The following is a 22,267-nucleotide window of genomic DNA, read 5'->3' on the forward strand; positions in this document are numbered from 1 at the left end:
TCCTAGTTCCGACTCCGTTTTCGCTTTTCACGATTAAATCCCCCTGGTTCTTCTATTTTATCTCCCAATTATCCTTTGCGCCACACTGCGCTATCGGATATACACTAACGGGGGAAAGGATAGAAACTAGGGGTATTTTGTGCGTGTGCTGACAACAGTTGTAGCTTTACGCTGCTATTTAAATCGTCGTCGCTGGCAAAGCCATCTGAGGCTACCAGATGATCTGGGACTTGATGAACAAACCAGTTGGTATCCCACAGCGGTTGGTTTAGTGCCAACTATGGGGGGTTTACATCAGGGGCATTTAAGTTTGATTAAACGGGCTAGACAGGAAAATGCGACGGTAATTGTGAGTATTTTTGTCAATCCCCTACAATTTGGACCCAACGAGGACTATCAATGCTATCCTCGCACTTTGGTACAAGACCGAGAATTTTGTGAACAGGCGGGAGTTGATGTGATTTTTGCCCCAACTCCGGAAGAAATCGGTGTACCGGGGAAGAATATAGAAGAAACTCAAGTGACACAAGTGATCCCTCCATCTGATATGATATCTAGCTTGTGTGGTAATTTTCGTCCAGGTCATTTTACTGGTGTGGCAACTATTGTCACTAAGCTTTTAAACTTGGTACAACCTGACCGAGCTTACTTTGGACAAAAGGATGGTCAACAATTGGCAATTATTAAACGGTTAGTAGCTGATTTAAATTTGCCAGTAGAAGTTGTTGCTTGTCCTACGGTGCGGGAGGTGTCCGGCTTGGCTTTAAGTTCTCGTAATCAATATTTGACGGCTACAGAAAAAGAGCAAGCAACTGTGTTATTTAAAGGTTTACGGCAAGCTGAAGCGGCGTTTCGGGCTGGCGTTCGTGACAGTGGTGAACTTATAGCATTGGCGCGGCAAGAAATCGCAAAAGTTAGGAATATCAGCTTGGAATATATTGAATTGGTTGAACCGAATACGTTGATGTTTTTAGAAAAAGTTGAGGATGAAGGAATGTTGGCGATCGCTGCTCGTCTTGGTTCTACAAGGTTAATTGATAATACGATTCTGCGCGATGGCAATGATAGACTCCGCCAACCGATCATTGCTATTGATGGTCCGGCTGGTGCTGGTAAATCTACTGTGGCTCGTCAAGTGGCACAGGAACTAGGTTTGGTGTACTTAGATACTGGTGCTATGTACCGGGCGATCGCTTGGTTAGTCATGGAACAGGGAATTGCTATTGATGATGATTGTGCTGTGGCGGAATTAGCCACTCACTGCAAAATTGACCTCACTCCCAGTCAAAGTTTGCAAACTCCCGTGAGAGTCCAGATTAATGATATTGATGTCACTCAAAAAATTCGCACTGTTGAGGTAACATCTCTTGTATCGGCGATCGCTGCCCAAAGTGCAGTGCGTCAAGCCTTGGTCAAACAGCAGCAAAGTTGGGGACAACGCGGGGGGTTAGTAGCAGAAGGTCGAGACATAGGCACTCACGTCTTTCCAGATGCGGAAATTAAAATCTTCTTAACCGCTTCCGTCGGTGAACGAGCGCGTCGTCGTCAGCAAGACTTTCAAAAAACAGGTTCAATCTTGAGTTTAGAACAACTAGAACAGGAGATTGCTGAACGCGACTTCAAAGATAGCACCCGGAAAGTCTCCCCTTTGCAAAAAGCGGCTGATGCCATTGAACTCCAAACCGACGGTTTAACTGCTTCTGAAGTAGCAGCACAAATCATTAGCCATTACAACCAGCGGCTATCCCATTGGTAGATCACCAGAATGTAGGGGCGCAGGGCTTGCGCCCAAATTCCTAAAGGACTTCAAAACAGTGGTGAGTGCCGACTAACTCACCATTTTAATTTTTAGTGCTTTGAACTACATCCTAAACTAGTTTCAGATAGATTCATCTTTCGTGGATATTAGTCTGAGTTAATAATTATATATTTTAAACCGGGCTTTTTGCTCACGCTTCAGGCACTCCAGGCAACAGAGAGAAGTTAAGAGTTTAAGCTAAATAGATGGAATTTGCTTTGTTTATAAACTAATTGGTGGAAATTTCCACTTTGGTAGTAGAATAACAATGTTAAGTTTTGTATTGCAGGATTAAGTAGGGCTTACTAAATACGAAACCTGTAATTTGCCTAGCTATGGCAATAGCTTTCAACTAGAAAACAGTAAAAAGAGGATTTCACAAAATGGCATTTACCCAACCAGCTTTACCTTTTGCTTCTGATGCTTTAGAATCCTATGGCATGAAGGCTGAAACCTTTGAATATCACTATGGTAAGCATCATAAAGCTTATGTAGATAATTTGAATAAGCTTGTTGATAGCACAGAATTAGCCAACAAGTCTTTGGAAGAAGTAATTCAAATCGCTTTTGGTGATTCTACAAAAGCTGGAATCTTCAACAATGCTGCTCAAGTTTGGAATCACTCTTTCTTCTGGAATTGCTTGAAACCAGCAGGTGGCGGCGCTCCTACAGGCGCATTAGCTGCTAAAATTGATCAGGATTTTGGTAGTTTCGATAAATTCAAAGAAGAATTTTCTAACGCTGCTGCAACTCAATTCGGTAGTGGTTGGGCTTGGTTGGTTGATGATGGTGGTACTCTGAAAGTAATGAAAACCCCCAACGCCGAAAACCCCCTTGCACATGGTAAAAAAGCTCTGTTAACCATTGACGTTTGGGAACACGCATACTACATCGACTTCAAAAATGCTCGTCCTGCATTCATCAAGAATTTCTTAGATAATTTGGTGAACTGGGATTTTGTCGCTGCAAATTTCGCTGCTTAGATTTTAATGGGTAATTGGTAATGGGTAATGGGTAATGGGTAATATTTTTACTTATTACCCCTTATCCAATCTCTAAGAGGATGTTTTAAAAGTGGTATCCCGTAATTTTCATCACATTGTTACCCCCCTTACAAAGGGGAGAAACAATAAAATCCCTAACCCTCCCCTTTATAAGGGGAGGGTTAGGGAGGGGTAAAACATTTGATACAGCAATCGTGACTTTTCAAACACCCTCTAAATTAATGCTATTTAGGGCTTGCTGAAAAAGTTATCTGTGAGGGCTAGAAGTATGGCTAACAACACGCTGCGCTATCAGGAGTTCAGGAGTGTATACCGCTATATTGTTAATTTACAATTTCTGCAATAATTCCTGAGTTAACTGCATAAATGCCTTAGAACCGGCTGTATTCGGACTTAGTAAAGAAACGGGCATAAAACTATCAACAGCTTTGGCAACATTAACATCAACGGGGATTTGAGCTTTACAGATTTTATCTACTCCAAAATCTTCAACAACTCGGTGCATTACCTGTTTATAATATCTGCCATTCAGGAGATTGGCATTAGACATACTAAAGACTATTCCCAACATTTTAATATCTATTTTGGCTTCATGTTCGTGACTTTCTTTTAATTGACCAATGCGTCTTTCTAAAAGTTGAATTCCGACTACAGATAAGGGTTCTGGTCTAGCTGGAAGAATGTAGAAATCACTGGTAGCTAAAGCACTTCGAGTCAAGAGATTATAGCCGGGAGCGCAATCTAAAAGAATAAAATCATATTCATGCCGTATAGGTTCTAAAATATCTCTAATTAAGACCCTTTCAAAGCGATTCCAGATAGTTTCAAAATCCTGTTCTCCTAATGCTACTGATTGATTATGCAGCATTTCTGAAACCAAAAATTCATCATATAAATCTATGTCCCCTGGTAATAAGTTTAATCCAGTCAGGTTACAAATCTCAGGTTGAATGATATCCCCAATTGTAAATTTTGCCTCTGGTTCAGGGTTGATAATTTGATCTAGTAAATATCTAAATGTCTTTCTTTGTTTGCGACGTTTGGCAAAATCAACAGGTGACATTAAACTCAGTGTGGCACTGATTTGACTATCTAAATCTAAAACAAGTACCTTTTTTCCGTGATTTTTGGCTAAACAGGTGGCTATATTCACGGTAATGGTGGTTTTACCGACTCCACCTTTCATGTTTGCTGTTGCAATTACATATCCCATTTTAATTCCTCTACTGACGCTTTCCCAATGATATAGCGTTCATATTATCTAATAAATTTTAACTTTGGTTATGTTACTTAGATCCCCGACTTCTCTAAGAAGTCGGGGATCTTTTTAAGGTAGTTTAATGGTTTGTGCTAATAAGCTTTGAAGACGTTGTCCGTGCGAACCACCTTGGTAAACTAAATCACCTTTGCCTAATAAATAGGCTGCTGTTGTTTCTTTTCCACCCAGAATAATACATGAATCTGCTTGGCTGGAGGTACGTAGGGCGACTCGTCCAGGTAGGTTAGAACGGATAATTGGGGTGACAATACTGGCTTCTGGACGTTGTGTGGAAATAATTAGATGAATACCGGCGGCTCTTGCCATTGCGCCTAAACGTTTGATACTTTGTTCTAAGATGGTGCGAATTTCTTTTTCTGCCATAAAATCGGCATATTCATCAAATATACAAACAATACGCGGTAAAGCTAGGGAAGAACGTTGATTATAGGTGGTTAAATCTGCACATTTAGCTTTTTCAAATTTTTGATAACGAGATTCCATCTCTGCAACTAGTTCCTGCATTAATTCTACGGCGCGATCGCTATCTTTGACAACTGGTGCATATAACGACGACATTTGTTCAAATTCGGGAAATGTTACCCGCTTGGGGTCAACTAAGGCAATTTTGAGATGTTGGGGAGAATGACGATAGATTAAACTGAGAAGTAAGGATCTCAAAAACTCACTTTTTCCGCTGCCTGTTGTTCCCCCAACCAAAAAATGACAGGTATTCGGATCTGATAAATCAGCCTCTAACAACTTTCCATCAATACCCACTCCAATAGCAATTTTTACGGGTGCTGTTGGGGGTAAAAATTGCTTTTGAATAAAATCTTCAAATTTGGCAATTTGTCTATCTTGACGCGGCAAATCAACACTGACATAACCAGCTTGGGGAGCAATTAAAGGGGGATTTTCTAACCCTAATTGTACTTGTAAATCTGTGGATAATTTCAAAATTGAAGGAACTTTCACACCTAAATGTGGTTTAATTTTCACCCGAATAAATGCCGGACTTACATCAGCACCATAATAATCTACATTAACCTTAAAAGATTCTAGAATTGCCACTAAAGATGCGCCAATTTCATCAGCATTAATAAATGTATCTTTCTGACTTTTAAAAGTATCTGAAAAACCTCTCTCCAAACCTCTCTCCTGCAAGGAGAGAGGCTTTGAATTCTCCCCCTTCCCTCGTAGGGAAGGGGGTTGGGGGGTTAGGTTTCGTGTTGGGTTTTCTAAATAATGTGAAAAGTCAGATGTATCTTCTTGTTTTTTGGAAGGTGCTATAAAATTGGGATTGTCATTATCTGGAATAACTTTATTTGGCGGTGCATTAGATTCAACATCGAAAAAAGTCTGACACTTTTGTTGTTGGGGGCAAATTTCACATAAATGAGGTTGAGTTGTCGCAGGTGGTGGGTTAGGATTGGGAGATTCCCAACTCAACCATTGTTGCATTTGTAATAATTTATAGGGAACTAATTGATGAACTGTATTTTCTAGTTGTTCCCAAGAATATTTGTATTCTTTAAATTCTGGTAAAACACAATAAACAGCAGAATCAACAGGTGCTTTTTTCTGCTTCCACAACATATAACTATAAAGAGAAACTTGTGCTAATTGTGCTGATGAATCTACAGATTGATAGGTTTTAAACTCCACCATACAAAGGCGTTTAAGTTCAAAATTAAAAACCAGACAATCAAACTCACCTCTAATTAATTGTTTTGTCCCATTCGGTAAATCAAAGTAATATTCTAAATTGTGTTCTTCAGAAATAAAAGTATTAGAAATAAGTGTTTCCGCACTACAATAACGACGATTAATTACTAACAATTCAGTAAACTTTTTAATTAATCCTTGTAAACCTTGCCAAACTTGTAGTAATACAGGTGCTTTACTCGCGTCTTTTGCAATTGCATTTTGTAAATAGGGAAAGAACTTAATTTGATAGAATAATTGTTGAATTTCCAACGTAATTTCATCTATCCTTAATTGTGTTGCAGATGGATTGAATAAACTTTTAAATCTGGGTTCAATCAGCAGTAAGTTAATAAAATCATCCGCTAATTTGTGGAAAACATTACCAACACCCCCAAGGGTATATTTAGGAGAGAATATTGATTTACTATTAAAATGGTGATTTAGATAAAATAGTCGCGGACACTCAAAAGCTAATCTAACTTTAGTGGGAGTTAAAGAAGAGTTTTCAGATTTATTATTTACCATATTAAATACACGACTGATAACAGCAGGATTGGATATTTCCAGTAAGCGACGATGAACAGCAGCGAGATAAACTGTATCCATTGCTGCATATTTTAACTGTTTTTGACTCAGGGGACGTTTTCCCCAATCACTGCTTCCTTCTTCTGCGTCTACATTAGAAAAATGGCAGAGTTCAGCAGCTAGAGTTTTTAGTTTTAAGTTGGTAGTTTGTAAAACTTCTTTGGTGATTTTTCTAGCTATTTTGAAGGTACAGGTCACATTTTCTGCTAGTTCTTTTCCTAGATATTTTAAATCAAAACCAGCATTATGAAAAACTTTCTCAATTTGGGAATTAACCATGATTTGGTTAATGAAATATGCAGCCAAATCAGGTTTATCTAAAACATCAAAAATATAAGCAAATTCACCAGTTAAGTCTGTATAATCAGCCAATACCTGAATTAGTGCTAATTTTGGTTTATCAGTATACCAATCAGCAATTTCCGTATCTATCCATAGAGTTTTAGATAGGGACAGTTGGAAAATTTGCTTGTAAATTTCAGAAGATTCTGTCAGGTAGTGCATTGGCTGATCATTTTATAAAAAACAAGTGAATTTAAGCAATTAAACAAATTAATCGATCTGGTAATTTAGCTTTTGGGTTCATAATCTTAACTTTCTTTTCTTGACATAATAGATCAATTAAATGTTGAATATCAGTTTCTTTCACATCAGGAAATTGGCTAACTGCTTGTGAAATTAGAGTAGTTACTCCCATAAATGCTTGAGTTTTGACTAGATTTAATAGGAAATCTTTAACAGGTCTTAAATCTTTTTTACCGGTTCCATTTGTAGTTGGTGGTTTATCTGGTTTAGAAACAATACCTAAATCTTGTAATAAAGTACATTTATGTAAAATCTCAGCTTCATTAATTAAAGTTTCTAGTCTTTGTAAATTAATCGTTTTTCCACCAATTACTAACTCTTGAGATTTGGCAGAATTTACCAAACTTTGATATGTTGCTAAGTAGTGAATAGAAGACAGACTTGGTTTAATATGAACATGATTAGTATTCGTAAAAATCTGCCTATAGAGTTGATTTCCAGCCAGATTTGGTTTTCCTAAATCTCCAGCACGGATTAAGTGCATAGTTTGACAGAGATTTTTTTGAATTACTATTTGACAAGCATTCATTACATGATAAAAACTGGTCATATTGGAGTCTTCTGTCCAAACTATACCCAATTTTTGCCGATTTGTAGGATGTTGATAACTCAAGGAATAACTAGCATATTTTCCGCTTAAAAGTTTAGACTTAACTCCCTGTATTTTTAAAGTAGATATAGACTGCTGCAACATCTGAATTAAATCAGGTGATGATAACAAAGAAATCTTGGTAATTTTCCCCTGGCTTTTTGTATATTCGTGCTGCCATAATAATTGAAATTCTGCTTGAATTGTATCTTGATCATTTAGAGGTGGTGCTGGAAGAATAATTATAGGTTTAGGAACAGTTTTTGCATTGGGTGTTGTCACCTTTATTTGTATTGTAACTGGTTCGGGCTTTGGTTTTTCATCTAATAATGAACCTTTATATTTTTGATATTCATCACGACCTAAAACTAATGTATTTCTAGGCATAGTTTTACCACCAGGGGAGGTCTTATCCAACATTTCCCGATTTAGGGGAAAAATAGGAGATTCAGGTCTAGGATTTGCTAGTTGATGTAATGGCTGAAGTTGATAAGCCCAAAGTGCTTCTGCCTGTTCTATAGTAATACGTTTTAAATCAATTATTTTATGTATTCCGGCTTTATCTGCTGGGAGGATTCGATCAAAATGCCGTTTTAATGTGTTTGTAATAACGCTAATTATCACCAAGAAATTTTTTAAATTATCCCCATGAATTGTGGTGTTGACATTAAAAAAAGGTTGTATGTCTAAAAAACCTTCTGGTAACTGGGGCATAGTATCTAAATTGTCAAAACATAAAACAATCGGTTGGGTTTGTGTAGAAATTCTGCCAAAGTTTGCTAAGATATTTTTTGCAGCATCTTCTGTATCAATGCAAGTTTTGACCTTGATTTCTTGCATCGAATCTTCATTTAAATCATCACCACGCAGCCATTCACAAGCTAAATCATATAATTCTGGATTTGCGAGATCATGTAGCACTCCAAAAAACATATCAGGGTTATAAATACCTGTTTTTTTATAACTATCCTTGAGGTGTTTTATAAATTTTTGCCGATTACTTTGTAATGCTTCCCAAAAATTATCATTAAATATTCGTTGCTTGATATCACTTCTTGTAAATGCGGTTAAACTTTTCAACCACAACATTAACTGTGATTCTTTCTCCCCTTCAGGAACTTGAATTAAACTATCAACGGTGTGACGTAAAATATGCCGCCAGATATTACTACTATCAGCCCAATTACAGAGAATATAGGCGAAAAAGGCTTTTCGGTTAAGAGTACGTTTAAGCCGACCTAATAAATAACTTTTACCAGAACCAGACTCACCAGCTAATAAAGCTGTACGACTACGATGATCTTTACCTACTAAATCAAGTAAACCTTCAATTTCTATGATTGTCTCTTGATGAATTGACTCAACCATGAGTTTTGAATCTTGTTCTTCAGCCCAAAAATTAGTGGGCTTTAAATTAATCACGTCAAAAGGGTTGACCTCGCGTTTAATAATGTCCTTAATGTCTGTCATAGATACACATTGGTGAGAGGAAGAAGTGATGAAAAAATGAAAAACATTGGAAACCCTGTTAATTGACTATGATAAAGAACAGTTGTCCACCAATATTTTGAGGAATTCCCGCGTCAATTTGTTCTGGTGTATAAGCACTGACTTCTTGTAAGGTACTAAAATCAATTTTGTCACTTTTTTGCAACCGATATAACGCCTGATCTAAATTATCTCGTAATAAAGGCGGTTGTAACTTTTGCCGTACATGAAAAATTGGTAAATAATTCTCTGTACCCAATTCCCGATCTAATTTCTTGATAGTCTCTAAAATTTCTTCATCACTGATATTGCTAGTAATATCAGAATGTGATTCTACATGATCAGGAGTAGAAACTTGTTCTGACTTAAACCGCAAATTCTTCCGTAAAAACCGCACATAATTACCCAGCAAATTAAAGTCTATATTTGCTTTTCCTTCGGGATTATATTCATCCCGCAAAACTTCAATTCCTCTTTCCGTTAACCAAACTTCAGCCTTAACCCTTTTCATCTTGATTTCAGCAGCAATTAACCCCCGTTCACTCAAGGTTTTTAAGATTGCGTCCCGTTCATCTGATTTTAGCGATGAAACTTTGATTTCACTGGGGGCTATTTTTCCAGAACTCTTACCTATCTTCTCCAGTACCTTGAGTTCTTTATCATCAATAGGTAATTGTGCCGAGTCGAGTTTCAGTAGTGCTTGACCAGGAGGTAAAATCTTGACTGTGGCAATTTCGCGGGAATAGTCTACATATTCCAGTTCCCCCAAATCTCGACAAATTTTGGTTTTCTCACCTTTAAAACTATCAAAAGTGCTAGAACTCAAGCCAGTACGATAATTGGGACATCCCAACAGCTTTAAGATGAACTTTAACTCTTTCGTTTCCATACGGTTAGTCTTGCTGTATTCGATACTTGACTACTTTAGCGCGAATCACAAAAAAATAACACACAGTTTCCATATTAACTCTAATAAGAGCGATTTTTCACTAAAAACTCAAAATATTATCCAAGTTTTCACTGATTACTTTCTAAATAAAAGACGGATTTTTTCTAGAGTTTTTCTACAAGCTTCCATGACAGGAAAAAACTGGGAAGACTTGGATATTCTATCCATTGGACTTTTTTAGAAAAATTTTATACAGATATTAAATGAATTCCACCATATAAGGTATTACCTCTATTTCCATACCAAAACAATCACAAAATGAATACTGTTTAAACGAATGGTATGAACTGCAAATAAAACATGAAAATCTAAAAAGTAAACATCATACCAAAGACAAAAACTAAAATAGACCTGATTTCTCTCTGCACCTCCGCGTCTCTGAGTGAGAAAAAATTATAGAGTAGAATAAAAACCGGCGTTGGTGAATTGGGGTATGAAAGTCGAAAATTCCATCTCTCAAACCCTTACTCTCTGCGCCTGGAGCGTCTCTGCGTGTTCGCGCAGCGTGCCGTAGGCATAATAAAATCATACTTTTACTCAGCAACACCTAAAAACCTACCCTAATCAACAACTTGCTAAAATCAAATTCCACTCATCTTGAGACAAAGGTATTACCTCTATTTCCATACCAAAACAATCACAAGCTGCGGCTATTAAAGCCTTAATTATTGTTTCTTGATTGATAGTTTGGGGAAATTGGATAGGATGAAAAAACTCTTGATTAAATACCTTTGCAAACAACTCCGGATCTGGATTTAACCGCATAGACCCATGCTGAAGAACTGCGTCACATTTCCGTAATTGAGCGCTACCAATCAGTTTAGAACCATTTGCTAAGACTAAATCTGCACCTGTGGCTGTTCCAAAACAATTAGGATTGTGAATATAACCGCGTCCAGCTTGACCATAGTACAATTCTATATCGAGCGATCGCCATCCTTGAATCAAAAACTCACAAATCTGCCCATACACATCCAAACGATTTCCCCTCAGTCCAGACGTGACCACAGAGTAAGTTAAATCACCTTGATGCAAAACAGCCCTACCACCTGTAGGACGACGCACCAAATCTAATTTCTCCCCTTTCCACCGCAAACCTTGCCAAAATTCAGGATATTGACGTTGATGATAACCCAAAGAAATTGCGGGTGGCGACCAAGTATAAAAACGCAAAGTTGGCGGATGTTGTCCCGACTCATGTTGTGCTAATAACCAGCGGTCTATAGCCATCTGAACATCACCAGCGGCTGCTAAAATGGGAATAAGTCGCCACACCTGCGAATCAGGCATTAAATATCACATCCCTCAACTAAAATTATCGAAACCTAAATTGCACCAAACTCAGATTGCAGATATTCATCATTATCATCAGCGATAGTCGCAACAATAGTAATGATGCGGGAAACTTCCCCTGGTGACAACTCCGCTAAAGTGCGGGTAGAAATCACCACCACCTGATGGTCAATAATGCCAAAGCGGGCTTCAAAGGTACTTACACAATTTAACTCTAAGAGATATCGTGTCAATCTGGCTTCATCTTGTACAGGTAACTTTAGCACCGCAGCCCAAACTGTGATCGTATCTTCATCAGTAATTCCCGTTAACTGCACAAATACTTCTACACTGCCATATTGGAATTTCCACAGATATTCCCCCTCAGAACCATGACTAACCATTGCACTTTGATCTTGTGCCAGGGTATCAATTACATTTTCAATAACTTCCACATGATTTGGGGCTGTGGTTTCTTGAATAACTTCATCCAGTAACTCATTTGGAGTTGGGGTTTCTAGGTAGCTGGCCATACAGATTTTTTTCTAAGTAATATAGTCACTGCTTTAATCTACTATTATGCTACCAAAAATGCCAGCATCTAACATACCTGTCTTCCCAAGTCGAGATGTCAGAATAGGAGCCATGTCAATTACTATGACATAAGCTAGACTTATTGTTATGCAGTAAAAACTTGGTTAAATTCTCAATTATTTTTTCCCGGTTTCAGGGCTTCACATCCAGAACCATTAGATGTAAGTCACGTTTACCTTCATTGGGCTTTAACTTTAGGTAAAGATTTGTAGATTTATTATCTATTGTGTCTTATTAACGAGACTAAATGCCCATTTTGTTCATCTTACATCATTAAATTTCCGCTGTCGGTTACATAAACTACTAATTTTAGTTAAAATAGGTAATCCAAAGCAGTTTATTTTGGTGTAGCGCAAAAATTACTCGCTAGTTTAGCGTCACAAGATGTAAAAATCAGGCAAAAGGAACAATTTGCTTATTTTTAGCATCAAGGGATACGGAACTGTGAGTTAAATCGTGAGTTACATAATGTACGCAAATTCATCGAAACTCAAGTTGACAAATTAGGGTGCTATCTGTTGAGAGGTTCTAGAATCTGACGTAAAAAACCGAAAAAACCCCAAAAACTTTTTTGAGATTTTTCCGGATTAGCCAAAAAATCTGCGATTATTGTTACACTGATTTTAATAAGCACTATGAATATTAAGCTTGATCACAGCACCCCATGTCATTTAACTTCCTTCTTTACCCTACTCATAAAAGAAGGTATTTCCCCTAATCAAATCGTTCTGGGTATTGTTCAATTAGCCACCCAGACCCATGAATTAGATGGGATGATGGCATCAGCAGATTGTTTACGGTTGCTACTGGTACTGATGCCAGCAGAAACCTGTGCCAAAGGAGTTTCTGAGTATATATCATCTTTAGCATCACAAGGCATTACCACATTAATGTTATTAGATGCTCTGAGCCTAGCTTGCTATGTTTGTGGACAATCAGACGAAGCTAACTTAGTCTACTTGACTTACAAAAGACTACAAGCTGATGCCATCATCTCCCAAATGCTTCGTGATTAAAAACTAAATTGTTAATTTTTCATCCTTTTTCTAATATCTGACTATTTTGAACTGAATTTCTACTCGTACATGGCAATTTTGTACTAGATAGTTCCGTTTGTTCATTAGGCAATCAGTCGGTTTGATTAATATATAATTTTCTTGGCAACTGTTATTCAATAGCTGTTAGCTGTAGCTTGGCTATGATTTGAATATTGCAATATTTCTTGTGAGTTTGACAGCACTGCATCTATCGCTTATTATCTGGGATGGAAGTCTCTAGCGGTGGGGTAATCCCCGCATCCATAACTTCTCAACTTTTTCTTTAACCCTGTTGATATTCCATTAAAGCTGGAAACTAAAATGGTTATCTGCCAAAATGCCAAAATATAAGATCATCAACGGAACATTTCGGGAATTCTATATTTTGCAAGTGAAGCGAGCATTTGGTTTGCCGGATTTAGCTTAACCAACAGAAGCCCCACGTCTGACCCGATAGGGCCGCGTGGGATGAATGGCGCGTGAATTAACGACGATTTTCCGACCAACGCGACAGCAAGGAAGGAAAACATGGAGAGAATTCACAAAATTTGTGTTATGAATTGAATATCTCGGCAAGGCGAGAGAATAGCGATAACCAAGCTAGATACATGATCATTTTTTTGATTAACCTTGATTTTGCCTTTGGAACGAGGGGTAGAAACAGCTAGATAATTTCTACCCATAACTATCCTTATCTTACTGTTTGTCTAAGTCTTCAATAAGTTGATCAACAAAATCCCTTAACCGTTGCGGCCAGTCAGGGACGGTTTTAATTTTCTCCCTTTGCCCTTTCCGACCTTTAAAACAAATTGGTTGAGCGTCTAACTCAGCTTTGAGGATTTTTTTAGCACCAAGTTTATTATTTTTCTCAAATCTCATTGACATTAACCTTAATCGTTGGTATACTTACTATAATATAACATTGAAAGGTCGAATCAATGCTTTTATCATTCAAAACTGCACTAATTCCAAATAACCGACAGATTACAGCTTTTCGCAAGGCTTCTGGAGTAGCTAGACACGCCTATAACTGGGCAAATGCTCAAGTTATAGATATTTTAGCTACTCGCAAAGAAGGCGAAAAACTTAAATTACCATCAGCGATTGACTTGCATAAAAAGTTAGTCGCCGAGGTTAAATCTGAACACGCTTGGTATTACGAAGTTAACAAAAATGTACCACAAAAGGCGTTAACTGACTTACGCCAAGCATGGGATAGGTGTTTTTCCAAAACATCGAAACAACCCCGATTCAAGAAAAAAGGACAGCACGATTCTTTTTATTTAGAGTCAGGGACTAAGGCGAAACCGTTAATTAAAAACGATGGTAAAAGAATTAAATTACCGTCAATCGGTTGGGTACGATTAGCCATACCTTTACCAATTACCGCAACTCATAACTGTGTAATTTCCCGACAAGCTGATAGATGGTTTATTTCTGTCAAGTACGAGATTGAAAAACCTCCTATACTTGCAGATAGACCGACCATCGGCGTTGACATTGGAATCAAAGAGTTAGCCGTTTGCAGTAATGGTGAAGTATTCGAGAATCCTAAAGCCTACCGCCGCATGAGTAAACGCATGAAACGCTTACAGCGTAGCGTTAGCCGAAAGGTGAAGGGGTCTAATAATCGCCAGAAAGCTGTAAGAAAATTGGCTAAATTACACGCCAAAGTTTCTAATATTCGCAAGGATTCCATACACAAATTAACCTACTATCTAGCTAAAAACCACAGCGTGATAAAGAGTGCGATTCGTTGTTAGTTGAATCACGGTAATCAGTCCGTACATAAACTAACCAACCTAACCCAATTAAGGAGAAAGGTTGAACTCTCGGTCTGATATGGGTGAAAGTCCCATCTACCAGACTCAGGTATGACTCCCTATCTGCCTACGATGACCCGACTCGATTTCGGGAGGTCGAAGCTAGGAACAGGACGCAATCAGACATCCGTTGTGGGGTGACACTTGGCGTTAATGGGGAGTTCCCACGGTGAAACAGAGCCTAGAAAAGCAACCTACACGCAAGCAGGACACAACTCAAAAACCTGACTTCACTGGAGCGAAATCCCGCCGCATCTTTTTTAAATAGCGGTCAGAGTCCAGGGAATCCAGTGGTTGAAATGGCTACACCTAACGGAACTATTAATCAACCGAGGGAACGAATAAAAACGGATTGAAGGTCTAGGGGCGGTCGAACCCCATAAGTAGGCTGGACGAGCAGCGGAATCCCTTCAATTCGGGTAGGACAGACCGTAATTGGTCTGAGGTGTTCAGAATACACAAATTGGAGCAGAGCATGATTGGACACAGAGAAAACTCTAGTGAATCTTGGAAGACGTTGCCCTGGAAGAAATTCCGCCGTAACCTATTCCGCCTACAAAGACGCGTGTATAAAGCGGTTCAAGTTGGAGATAAGCGGAAAGCGCAGTCACTACAGAAGCTGATTCTGAAATCAACCGCAGCAAGATTACTGGCTATTCGTCAAGTATCACAGCTAAACGCTGGGAAAAAGACCGCAGGAATTGATGGCAAAAAGTCCCTTACCTTTAAGGAACGCTTCGAGCTTAATGAACTGCTAAAAGCATCTGTTAGCAACTGGAAACACCAGGAACTAAGAGAAATACCAATCCCCAAAAAGGACGGTACTATGAGGATGCTGAAAATCCCCACTATTGCAGACAGAGCTTACCAATGCCTTGTCAAATACGCATTAGAACCAGCTTGCGCGTTGCAACTTTCCACGCCAGGAGCTATGGGTTTAGGACGGGTCGTTCAGCGCATGACGCACAGAAATACCTGTACAACAACCTATGCTCTACACGAAAAGGAATAGATAAACGAGTTATAGAACTCGATATCGAAAAATGCTTCGACAGGATAAACCACACCGCCATCATGGATAGACTCATCGCTCCTTATAGCATAAGACAGGGAATATTCCGCTGTCTCAAAGCCGGAGTTAACCCTCAATTCCCAGAACAGGGAACACCTCAAGGCGGGGTAGTAAGTCCACTATTAGCTAACATCGCCTTAAACGGCATCGAAAGTATCCACAGATATAAAGATGCCGGAAACAACGTAATAGAACCATCAGTCCGATATGCGGATGACATGGTGATAATACTTAGACCTCAAGACGATGCTACCGTTATACTTGACAAAATCAGTCAGTTCTTAGCAGAGCGGGGAATGAAAGTCAGTGAGAAAAAGACCAAGCTAACCGCCGCGACAGGTGGGTTTGATTTCCTCGGCTGGCACTTTAAAGTCCAGAAAAACGGGAAGTTTAAATGCGTTCCATCAGTGGATAACTTCAAAGCTTTTCGCAAGAAAGTAAAACACATCGTCAACAACTCGAATTATGGTGCTATCACTAAGGCTGAGAAATTAGCCCCTGTAGTTAGAGGTTGGAGGAACTACCACCGCTTTTGTAAGATGAAAGGGTCACGCAACTCGTTATTCCACATTCAACACAGAGCTTACAGGGTATTCAACAAGGAAACCAAACAGAATCGCTACACTAGCAAGGAATTACTAGATAAAGCGTTTCCATCAGTTCCTTACTCCGAAAACAAATACATCAACGTTAAAGGTGAGAAATCACCCTATGACGGAGATTTGAGTTATTGGAGCGAGCGTAACAGCAAGCTCTATGACAACCATACCTCTAAAGCCCTCAAACGGCAAAGCCATAAATGTGGTCATTGTGGTTTAAAAATGCTCAGTGATGAGAAGGTACATTTACATCATATAGATGGAAACCATAAGAATGGTAAACCTAAAAACCTTCTAGCAATTCATGAAAGCTGCCACGATTATATTCATATCAGCAAAAGCGAAAGCTAAGAACATCGGAAGCTGGGTGCAGTGAAAGTTGCACGCCCAGATTTAACAGAGAGGGGCAGGGAATAATATCCCTCCTCGACTCTACCTAGAGGATTTGCACGTTAAGGCATTTTTGAAGAACCACAAATTAGCGGGTGCTATCGCCGATTGTGGGATGTATGAGTTCAAACGACAGTTAGAGTATAAAACCGAGAAGTTCGGGAGTGAATTAATCCTTGTGGATAGGTTCTTCCCCAGTTCGCAAATATGCTCTAACTGCGGTAATCATCGTCATAAAATGCCATTAAAAAGCCGCGTTTATGTTTGTCCTGATTGTGGACATACAGAGGATCGTGACCTCAACGCAGCTAAGAATATTGACCGATGGTTTGTGGATATTTTTATCCCTGTAGCGTAGCGGTTCCTTTTAGGAACTACGGTCAGAAACGGTAAGTTCTACCGAGATTGTCTGTCGAGTGGAAAAACCTCTTAGAAGTCATTCTAAGACCACGATGAAGCAGAAAGTAAACACCAAAATTATCGCTGTCCAGATGTGTCTAGATTTTGGTAATTTTGGGTAAGTTTTATAGAACGGGTCAGCCTATCGCCTTAACATAAGTCTTGTTGTTCTCGAAGAGCAAAAAGCTGTTAAATGGGTAGGAAGCCTATACTTACCCGCAAGGGAAGTGTAGGTAGTTCACATTGATAATTTCACCTTTATTTCATCTGGGGTTGGCATCTTGTGAGATGAACAGTATCGAGCTAATCACAATGCTTACTTACTCTCCAAACCCAACCTTCAGAACCAACTTGCCAAAATCACCCCTATTGGCAACGGTGACGGACGCACTAGGTAAAGTTCCTATTGTCCGATTAAATCGAGTTCACCCAAGTTGTCAACAACATCATTTATATTTAAAACTAGAATCTTGTAATCCTGGTGGTAGTATTAAAGAAAAAAATGCGGCTTATCTGGTGAATGAAGCCGAAAAACAGGGTTTATTGCGAGCAGGTGGGACAATTATTGAATCTAGTTCTGGTAACTTTGGTATTGGGTTAGCAATTGTGGGCGCTACTAAGGGTTACAGGGTAATGATTGTGATTGATGCCAAAACCCCTGTCACCATGCGAAGAATGCTTACAGCCTACGGTGCAGAATTGGTAGAAGTGCCTTTAAGTGCGGCTGATGCTCAAGGTTCGATGCAGGTAGCAAGAATGACAAAGGCTCAGGAATTAGCCGCAAATATTCCTGATTCTTGGTATCCTTGTCAACATAAAAATCCTAGTAATACTGATGCCCATGAACTTTGGACGGCGCGGGAAATTGAAGAAGCTTTTGGTGGTGCGCCGGATGCTATTGTTATTGGAGTTAGCACAGCCGGACAATTAGGTGGTATTAGTCGCTACTTTAAAAAGTATTATCCCCAAACCAGAATTATTGGTGTAGATGTGGCAGGATCAGCAATTTTTGGTACTCCCAGACACCCCTACAAGATGACTGGACTGGGTTTATCTTTCGTTCCCCCCAATTTTGACCCACAGGTGTTAGATGCGGCTTATAGCGTGGATGATGCTTTGGCGTTTTCTGTTTGTCATGCTTTGGCTAAACAGGAAGGTATGCTTTTAGGTGCTTCCACTGGTGCAATTGTGGCCGCAGCTTTAGCAGATACTCAAAGATTTACTCAGCCTCAAACTATGTTACTACTTAATCCTGATCGGGGCGATCGCTACCTGGAAACAGTTTACAATGCTGATTGGCTTACAGCACAAGGAATTAACATCCTTGAACATTCCCATCTCACAGAAGCAATTGCTAATCTTCTACCTGTACCATTGGATATTGTCGGTAGGAGTCAGGAGTGATAAAGATAATTATCTCACGCAAAGGCGCAAAGGCGCAAAGACTAAAAGGTTGAAATCTGGATTTTGCGCTTTTTTGTCAAAATAGCGTTATTATCACTCATTAGTTGGAAATGATATGAAGTTACAAGAACCCCAATCTCAACCAGTTAGTTTAGGGAGTTTATGGCGGGAATTTTTGCCTTTGTCCCTCAGTGATGTGACTATGGCCTGTGGTGATCCGATGATGACCACTACATTGGCTCATCTTCCTGATGCTCAAATTAACTTAGCGGCTGTAGGTATTGCTAAATCTTTGGCGATATTTTTTGAAAGTCCGATTATTATGATTCTGCACGCTGCTAATGCTTTAGCTGGTTCTGAAGGTTCACGTAAGGCATTATGGCGGTTTACATTATTTGTAGGTGCGGGACTGACTTGTTTATTGAGTTTGTTGGGACTACCAATGATATTTAATTTTGTGGGTGTGAGTCTGTTGGGCATACCATCTGCAATGTTGGCTACAGTTAGTCAAGTATTATTATTAATGGGTGGTTGGCCATTTGCGATCGCCTGGCGGCGTTATTTTCAAGGGTTATTAATTTATCATGGTCAGTCTCGCGCTGTGGCAAAAGCCAGTATTTTCAGGTTATTTACATTAGCATTAGTCCTCACGGGTGGATTTTTCTTCCCCATATCTGGGGGTGTACTTGCTGGATTTGCCCTCATCAGTGGGGTGGTTGTCGAAGCAATAGCTGTAACAATTTTTGCTCGGCTTTCTGGTGCAACTTTACCGCCACAAATAGAACAACCTAATTTACCCCGTAACTTAGCACAGGTGTGGAAGTTCTATTTACCTTTAGCTAATTCTATGATGGTGGTTTGGGGCGGAAGGGCGATATTAATTAGCATTCTTGCCCGCGCTGAAGATTCGACAATTGCTATTGCTGCTTGGTCTGCGGCTTGGGGACTGGTTCTGGTAATTGCCAATTCTACCCGGATGGTACAGCAAATGGTGATTAAATATCGTCATCAAGTGAGCGATCGCCAATTGCTGAGTTTTGCTATCAGTGTGGGTGCTGCTTGTTCTAGCTTACTATTATTGATGAGTGTAACACCAATAGGCGATCGCATCGTTCAAAGTTTCATTGGTAATGATATTATCTTAGCTAACAGCATCAAACCTGTACTTTTAATCTGTACAATTGTGCCATTATTTGTAGCTTTACAAAATGCAATTCAGGGTTTTTTAGTTAGTGAAAACCGCACAGGTCATGTTAATCTATCAACATGGTTAGGAACAGGGACTTTATTAATAATTACCAGTTTTGCTATTAACAAGGGCATGAATGGGGCAATGGCCGCCGCTATGGCTATGATTACATCTATGTTAGTTGAAGTTACTTGTTTACTTTGGAAACGAGTGGCAAAATCACAGTAAATGTACTGCCCTTATTTACATGACTTTGTACTTCTAATTTACCTTTGTGAGTTTGGACAATAGCCAAAGTAATAGCTAAACCTAATCCCGAACCACCAGTATTGCGAGAACGATCTGCATTAACTCGATAAAAGCGCTCAAAGATGTGGGGAAGATCAGAATTAGAAATACCAATACCTGTATCTTTAATAGTAATTACACCTTGATGATCATTAGTTGTCAGATGAATATTTACTTCCCCAGATTCAGGAGTGTATTTAATGGCATTACCAACTAAATTCAACAACATTCGATAAATTTGACTTTCATTACCGTGAATATAAAAATCAGATTGATCAGGAATATGACTAGATAATAAAACTTGTGCATCCATAGCCATTGGCATTAATTCCTCTTCTACATCTGCAACTAAATCATTCAAACAAATTTGCTGTAACTTAGCTTCTTGTAATCCAGTTTCTAATCTAGATAATAATAACAAATCCTGTGTTAATGTTACTAATCTTTTAATTTGTCTCTTCAATGCTTTTTGAGTTTCTGGGTTAATTGAATTTGTTTCGATAATTGTTTGTAAAGATGTAATAGGAGTTCTTAATTCATGTGCTGCGTCAGCGGTAAATTGTTGTAATTGTTGATATGATTTTTCAATTGGCTGCATAGCTAAACCTGCTAACCACCAACCTGCACCACCAATAATGATCATAGAAGAGGGAATACCCAATCCTAATAACCAATGTAAACTATTCATATAATCATTTAATCGTTGTACAGTTCGTCCAACTTGTAAATATCCCCATAATTGATTATTGTTGATTTTTAAGGGCATTAAATGTAAATGATATAGTTCACCATGACGATTTTTGATATCATAAGAATGATTGAGGTGAATATTAGCAGGAAATTCATCGGGATTATTACCAATAGCCGCAATAGCTTCTCCTGATACTGTTAAAAATCTGAGATAATATCCTTCTGCTAATAAATTCAGTAAGTCTGATTCTGATTGAATGGGTAAACAAGATTGTTGTTTTAAACAAAGTCCTGGTAAAGATTTTTGAGTAGGAATAGAAAGTTTCCCAGGAATTTTTAACTCTGCTTTTAATTTATCCTCAAAAACCTTACCAAAAACTTCCAATTCTCGATCAACTGTGCGAGTAAAAGCTTGTACCATGACACTGTGAGCGATGCAACCACATAGTAACAAAGTTGATCCCATCACACCAGCATAGGTAATCGCTAATTTAAACCGAGAATGATTAAAGAGTGAATTATTAGGTATCCAACCTTGGATTTTACCTATCTTCTTCCTTTCTTCCTTCGTGTCCTTCGCTGCTTCGTGGTTCATTTAATTAATATTCTTATCTTTGCACTATCCACAAAAACGATAACCAAAACCTCGGATAGTTTCAATTGCTTTAGAAAAACCACATTCTGATAATTTGCGTCTTAATAATCTCACTTGTGCAGCAACAACATTACTCACAGTATCACTTTCAAAATCCCACAATCTAGCGCGAATTTGTTCATGAGTTAGTATTTGTTGAGGATGTTGCATGAAATATTCTAAAAGTTGAAATTCTTTAGCTGTGAGGATAATTGGTGAAGAATTTTCCACTGCTAAATTCACAACTGAAAAATTACTATAATCTAAAATTAAAGAACCTATTTGTAACTGCGGTGGTTGAAAATTTGGTAATCTTCTTTGTAATGCTCTTACCCGCGCCAATAATTCTTCCATACCAAAGGGTTTCACTAGGTAATCATCTGCACCTGCATCTAAACCCGTAACACGATCATTCATGCTATCTCTAGCTGTTAATAACATAATTGGTAACTGATTTTTTTGCGCCCTTAATCTTTTACACAATTCCAATCCTGACAACTTTGGTAACATCCAATCTAAAATGGCAATTTCATATCTTTGGGGTATTGTCTGCAAATAATCCCAAGCAGTCTCTCCATCTTCCACCCAATCTACTATATAATCGCGTTGAATAAGAGCATTATGAATACCACTTCCTAAATCATATTCATCTTCAACTAATAATAACCGCATAATAATAATTATATGTAGGACTGCACAGAGTAATTATCATCCGCGTTTATCTGCGTTTATCTGCGTTTAATTATTCTTAAAATCCTATTCTATGCGGTTTCATTTTAATTCAGTACAAGTAAAAATTAAAGGTGTTTTACGGAATATTTCTAGTTAGTTGTTGATTATACTGAAAACGGTTTATAGTTTAACCAAATATAGAACCCCTCTCCAAACCCCTCCCTGACCCTCCCCTACA

The 22,267-nt window shown here is 38.6% G+C and carries 16 protein-coding genes and 1 pseudogene; 8 read left to right on the plus strand and 9 right to left on the minus strand.

What is annotated here, in order from left to right; translation table 11 throughout:
• Positions 1-139 precede the first annotated feature (139 nt).
• Positions 140-1,756: a bifunctional pantoate--beta-alanine ligase/(d)CMP kinase gene (locus NG743_RS03075; protein ID WP_257121503.1), complete on the plus strand. Its 1,617-nt coding sequence runs from the start codon at positions 140-142 to the stop codon at positions 1,754-1,756.
• Positions 1,757-2,181: 425 nt separating this feature from the next.
• On the plus strand, positions 2,182-2,781 hold the full coding sequence (sodB, locus tag NG743_RS03080; RefSeq protein WP_027404913.1) for a superoxide dismutase [Fe]: 600 nt from the start codon (positions 2,182-2,184) through the stop codon (positions 2,779-2,781).
• Between the two features lie 349 nt (positions 2,782-3,130).
• Here the strand turns inward: sodB and NG743_RS03085 are convergent, their stop codons facing one another.
• The 6 genes from NG743_RS03085 to NG743_RS03110 all read right to left on the minus strand — a co-directional run bounded on the left by NG743_RS03085 (position 3,131) and on the right by NG743_RS03110 (position 11,771).
• The gene (locus NG743_RS03085) at positions 3,131-4,015 is read right to left on the minus strand and encodes a ParA family protein (RefSeq protein ID WP_027404912.1); all 885 of its coding nucleotides are present in this window, start codon (positions 4,013-4,015) and stop codon (positions 3,131-3,133) included.
• Between the two features lie 114 nt (positions 4,016-4,129).
• Entirely contained in the window at positions 4,130-6,859 is a 2,730-nt protein-coding gene (locus tag NG743_RS03090; RefSeq protein WP_257121504.1) for a DNA translocase FtsK, read from the minus strand.
• A 31-nt stretch (positions 6,860-6,890) separates the two neighbouring features.
• On the minus strand, positions 6,891-8,999 hold the full coding sequence (locus tag NG743_RS03095; protein ID WP_193962175.1) for an ATP-binding protein: 2,109 nt from the start codon (positions 8,997-8,999) through the stop codon (positions 6,891-6,893).
• A gap of 58 nt (positions 9,000-9,057) precedes the next feature.
• Positions 9,058-9,906, minus strand: a complete 849-nt coding sequence (locus NG743_RS03100; RefSeq protein ID WP_257121505.1) for a transcription factor RcaD — start codon at positions 9,904-9,906, stop codon at positions 9,058-9,060.
• Positions 9,907-10,530: 624 nt separating this feature from the next.
• Positions 10,531-11,256, minus strand: a complete 726-nt coding sequence (locus NG743_RS03105; RefSeq protein ID WP_257121506.1) for a lipoate--protein ligase family protein — start codon at positions 11,254-11,256, stop codon at positions 10,531-10,533.
• Positions 11,257-11,291: 35 nt separating this feature from the next.
• The gene (locus tag NG743_RS03110; protein ID WP_027404908.1) at positions 11,292-11,771 is read right to left on the minus strand and encodes a YbjN domain-containing protein; all 480 of its coding nucleotides are present in this window, start codon (positions 11,769-11,771) and stop codon (positions 11,292-11,294) included.
• 696 nt (positions 11,772-12,467) lie between these two features.
• Between NG743_RS03110 and NG743_RS03115 the strand changes: the two genes are divergently transcribed.
• A complete protein-coding gene (locus NG743_RS03115) occupies positions 12,468-12,848 on the plus strand; it encodes a hypothetical protein (RefSeq protein ID WP_027404907.1) in 381 nt (126 codons plus the stop codon).
• Positions 12,849-13,565: 717 nt separating this feature from the next.
• Here NG743_RS03115 and NG743_RS03120 read toward each other — a convergent pair.
• Positions 13,566-13,754 carry a hypothetical protein gene (locus NG743_RS03120; RefSeq protein WP_306459806.1) on the minus strand — a complete coding sequence of 63 codons (189 nt, stop codon included), beginning with the start codon at positions 13,752-13,754 and terminating at the stop codon, positions 13,566-13,568.
• Between the two features lie 53 nt (positions 13,755-13,807).
• Between NG743_RS03120 and NG743_RS03125 the strand changes: the two genes are divergently transcribed.
• The 5 genes and pseudogenes from NG743_RS03125 (at position 13,808) to NG743_RS03145 (ending at position 19,973) form a co-directional block, all read left to right on the plus strand.
• A complete protein-coding gene (locus tag NG743_RS03125; RefSeq protein ID WP_257121507.1) occupies positions 13,808-14,632 on the plus strand; it encodes an RNA-guided endonuclease InsQ/TnpB family protein in 825 nt (274 codons plus the stop codon).
• A gap of 535 nt (positions 14,633-15,167) precedes the next feature.
• Positions 15,168-16,714 (plus strand): annotated as a pseudogene (locus tag NG743_RS03130) (group II intron reverse transcriptase/maturase).
• A 112-nt stretch (positions 16,715-16,826) separates the two neighbouring features.
• Positions 16,827-17,111 (plus strand): RNA-guided endonuclease InsQ/TnpB family protein, encoded by a 285-nt coding sequence (locus NG743_RS03135; protein ID WP_257121508.1) that lies wholly within the window; start codon positions 16,827-16,829, stop codon positions 17,109-17,111.
• A gap of 353 nt (positions 17,112-17,464) precedes the next feature.
• Complete coding sequence (locus tag NG743_RS03140) at positions 17,465-18,556, plus strand: PLP-dependent cysteine synthase family protein (RefSeq protein ID WP_257121509.1); 1,092 nt, start codon at positions 17,465-17,467, stop codon at positions 18,554-18,556.
• Positions 18,557-18,671: 115 nt separating this feature from the next.
• Complete coding sequence (locus NG743_RS03145) at positions 18,672-19,973, plus strand: hypothetical protein (protein ID WP_257121510.1); 1,302 nt, start codon at positions 18,672-18,674, stop codon at positions 19,971-19,973.
• Here NG743_RS03145 and rppB read toward each other — a convergent pair.
• Both rppB and rppA read right to left on the minus strand, forming a co-directional pair.
• Positions 19,933-21,318 (minus strand): two-component system sensor histidine kinase RppB, encoded by a 1,386-nt coding sequence (gene rppB, locus NG743_RS03150; protein ID WP_257121511.1) that lies wholly within the window; start codon positions 21,316-21,318, stop codon positions 19,933-19,935. The genes NG743_RS03145 and rppB overlap by 41 nt on opposite strands.
• A 24-nt stretch (positions 21,319-21,342) precedes the next feature.
• Positions 21,343-22,029 carry a two-component system response regulator RppA gene (gene rppA / locus NG743_RS03155; protein ID WP_027404903.1) on the minus strand — a complete coding sequence of 229 codons (687 nt, stop codon included), beginning with the start codon at positions 22,027-22,029 and terminating at the stop codon, positions 21,343-21,345.
• Positions 22,030-22,267: the final 238 nt, after the last annotated feature.

It is taken from the genome of Dolichospermum heterosporum TAC447 (assembly GCF_024584745.1).
Lineage (GTDB): Bacteria > Cyanobacteriota > Cyanobacteriia > Cyanobacteriales > Nostocaceae > Dolichospermum > Dolichospermum heterosporum.

Coding starts and splice junctions, on each gene's coding strand:
- sodB (WP_027404913.1), top strand. CDS start 2,182: ATGGCATTTACCCAACCAGCTTTACCTTTTGCTTCTGATGCTTTAGAA.
- NG743_RS03085 (WP_027404912.1), bottom strand. CDS start 4,015: ATGGGATATGTAATTGCAACAGCAAACATGAAAGGTGGAGTCGGTAAA.
- NG743_RS03090 (WP_257121504.1), bottom strand. CDS start 6,859: ATGCACTACCTGACAGAATCTTCTGAAATTTACAAGCAAATTTTCCAA.
- NG743_RS03095 (WP_193962175.1), bottom strand. CDS start 8,999: ATGACAGACATTAAGGACATTATTAAACGCGAGGTCAACCCTTTTGAC.
- NG743_RS03100 (WP_257121505.1), bottom strand. CDS start 9,906: ATGGAAACGAAAGAGTTAAAGTTCATCTTAAAGCTGTTGGGATGTCCC.
- NG743_RS03105 (WP_257121506.1), bottom strand. CDS start 11,256: ATGCCTGATTCGCAGGTGTGGCGACTTATTCCCATTTTAGCAGCCGCT.
- NG743_RS03110 (WP_027404908.1), bottom strand. CDS start 11,771: ATGGCCAGCTACCTAGAAACCCCAACTCCAAATGAGTTACTGGATGAA.
- NG743_RS03115 (WP_027404907.1), top strand. CDS start 12,468: ATGAATATTAAGCTTGATCACAGCACCCCATGTCATTTAACTTCCTTC.
- NG743_RS03120 (WP_306459806.1), bottom strand. CDS start 13,754: ATGTCAATGAGATTTGAGAAAAATAATAAACTTGGTGCTAAAAAAATC.
- NG743_RS03125 (WP_257121507.1), top strand. CDS start 13,808: ATGCTTTTATCATTCAAAACTGCACTAATTCCAAATAACCGACAGATT.
- NG743_RS03140 (WP_257121509.1), top strand. CDS start 17,465: ATGCTTACTTACTCTCCAAACCCAACCTTCAGAACCAACTTGCCAAAA.
- NG743_RS03145 (WP_257121510.1), top strand. CDS start 18,672: ATGAAGTTACAAGAACCCCAATCTCAACCAGTTAGTTTAGGGAGTTTA.
- rppB (WP_257121511.1), bottom strand. CDS start 21,318: ATGAACCACGAAGCAGCGAAGGACACGAAGGAAGAAAGGAAGAAGATA.
- rppA (WP_027404903.1), bottom strand. CDS start 22,029: ATGCGGTTATTATTAGTTGAAGATGAATATGATTTAGGAAGTGGTATT.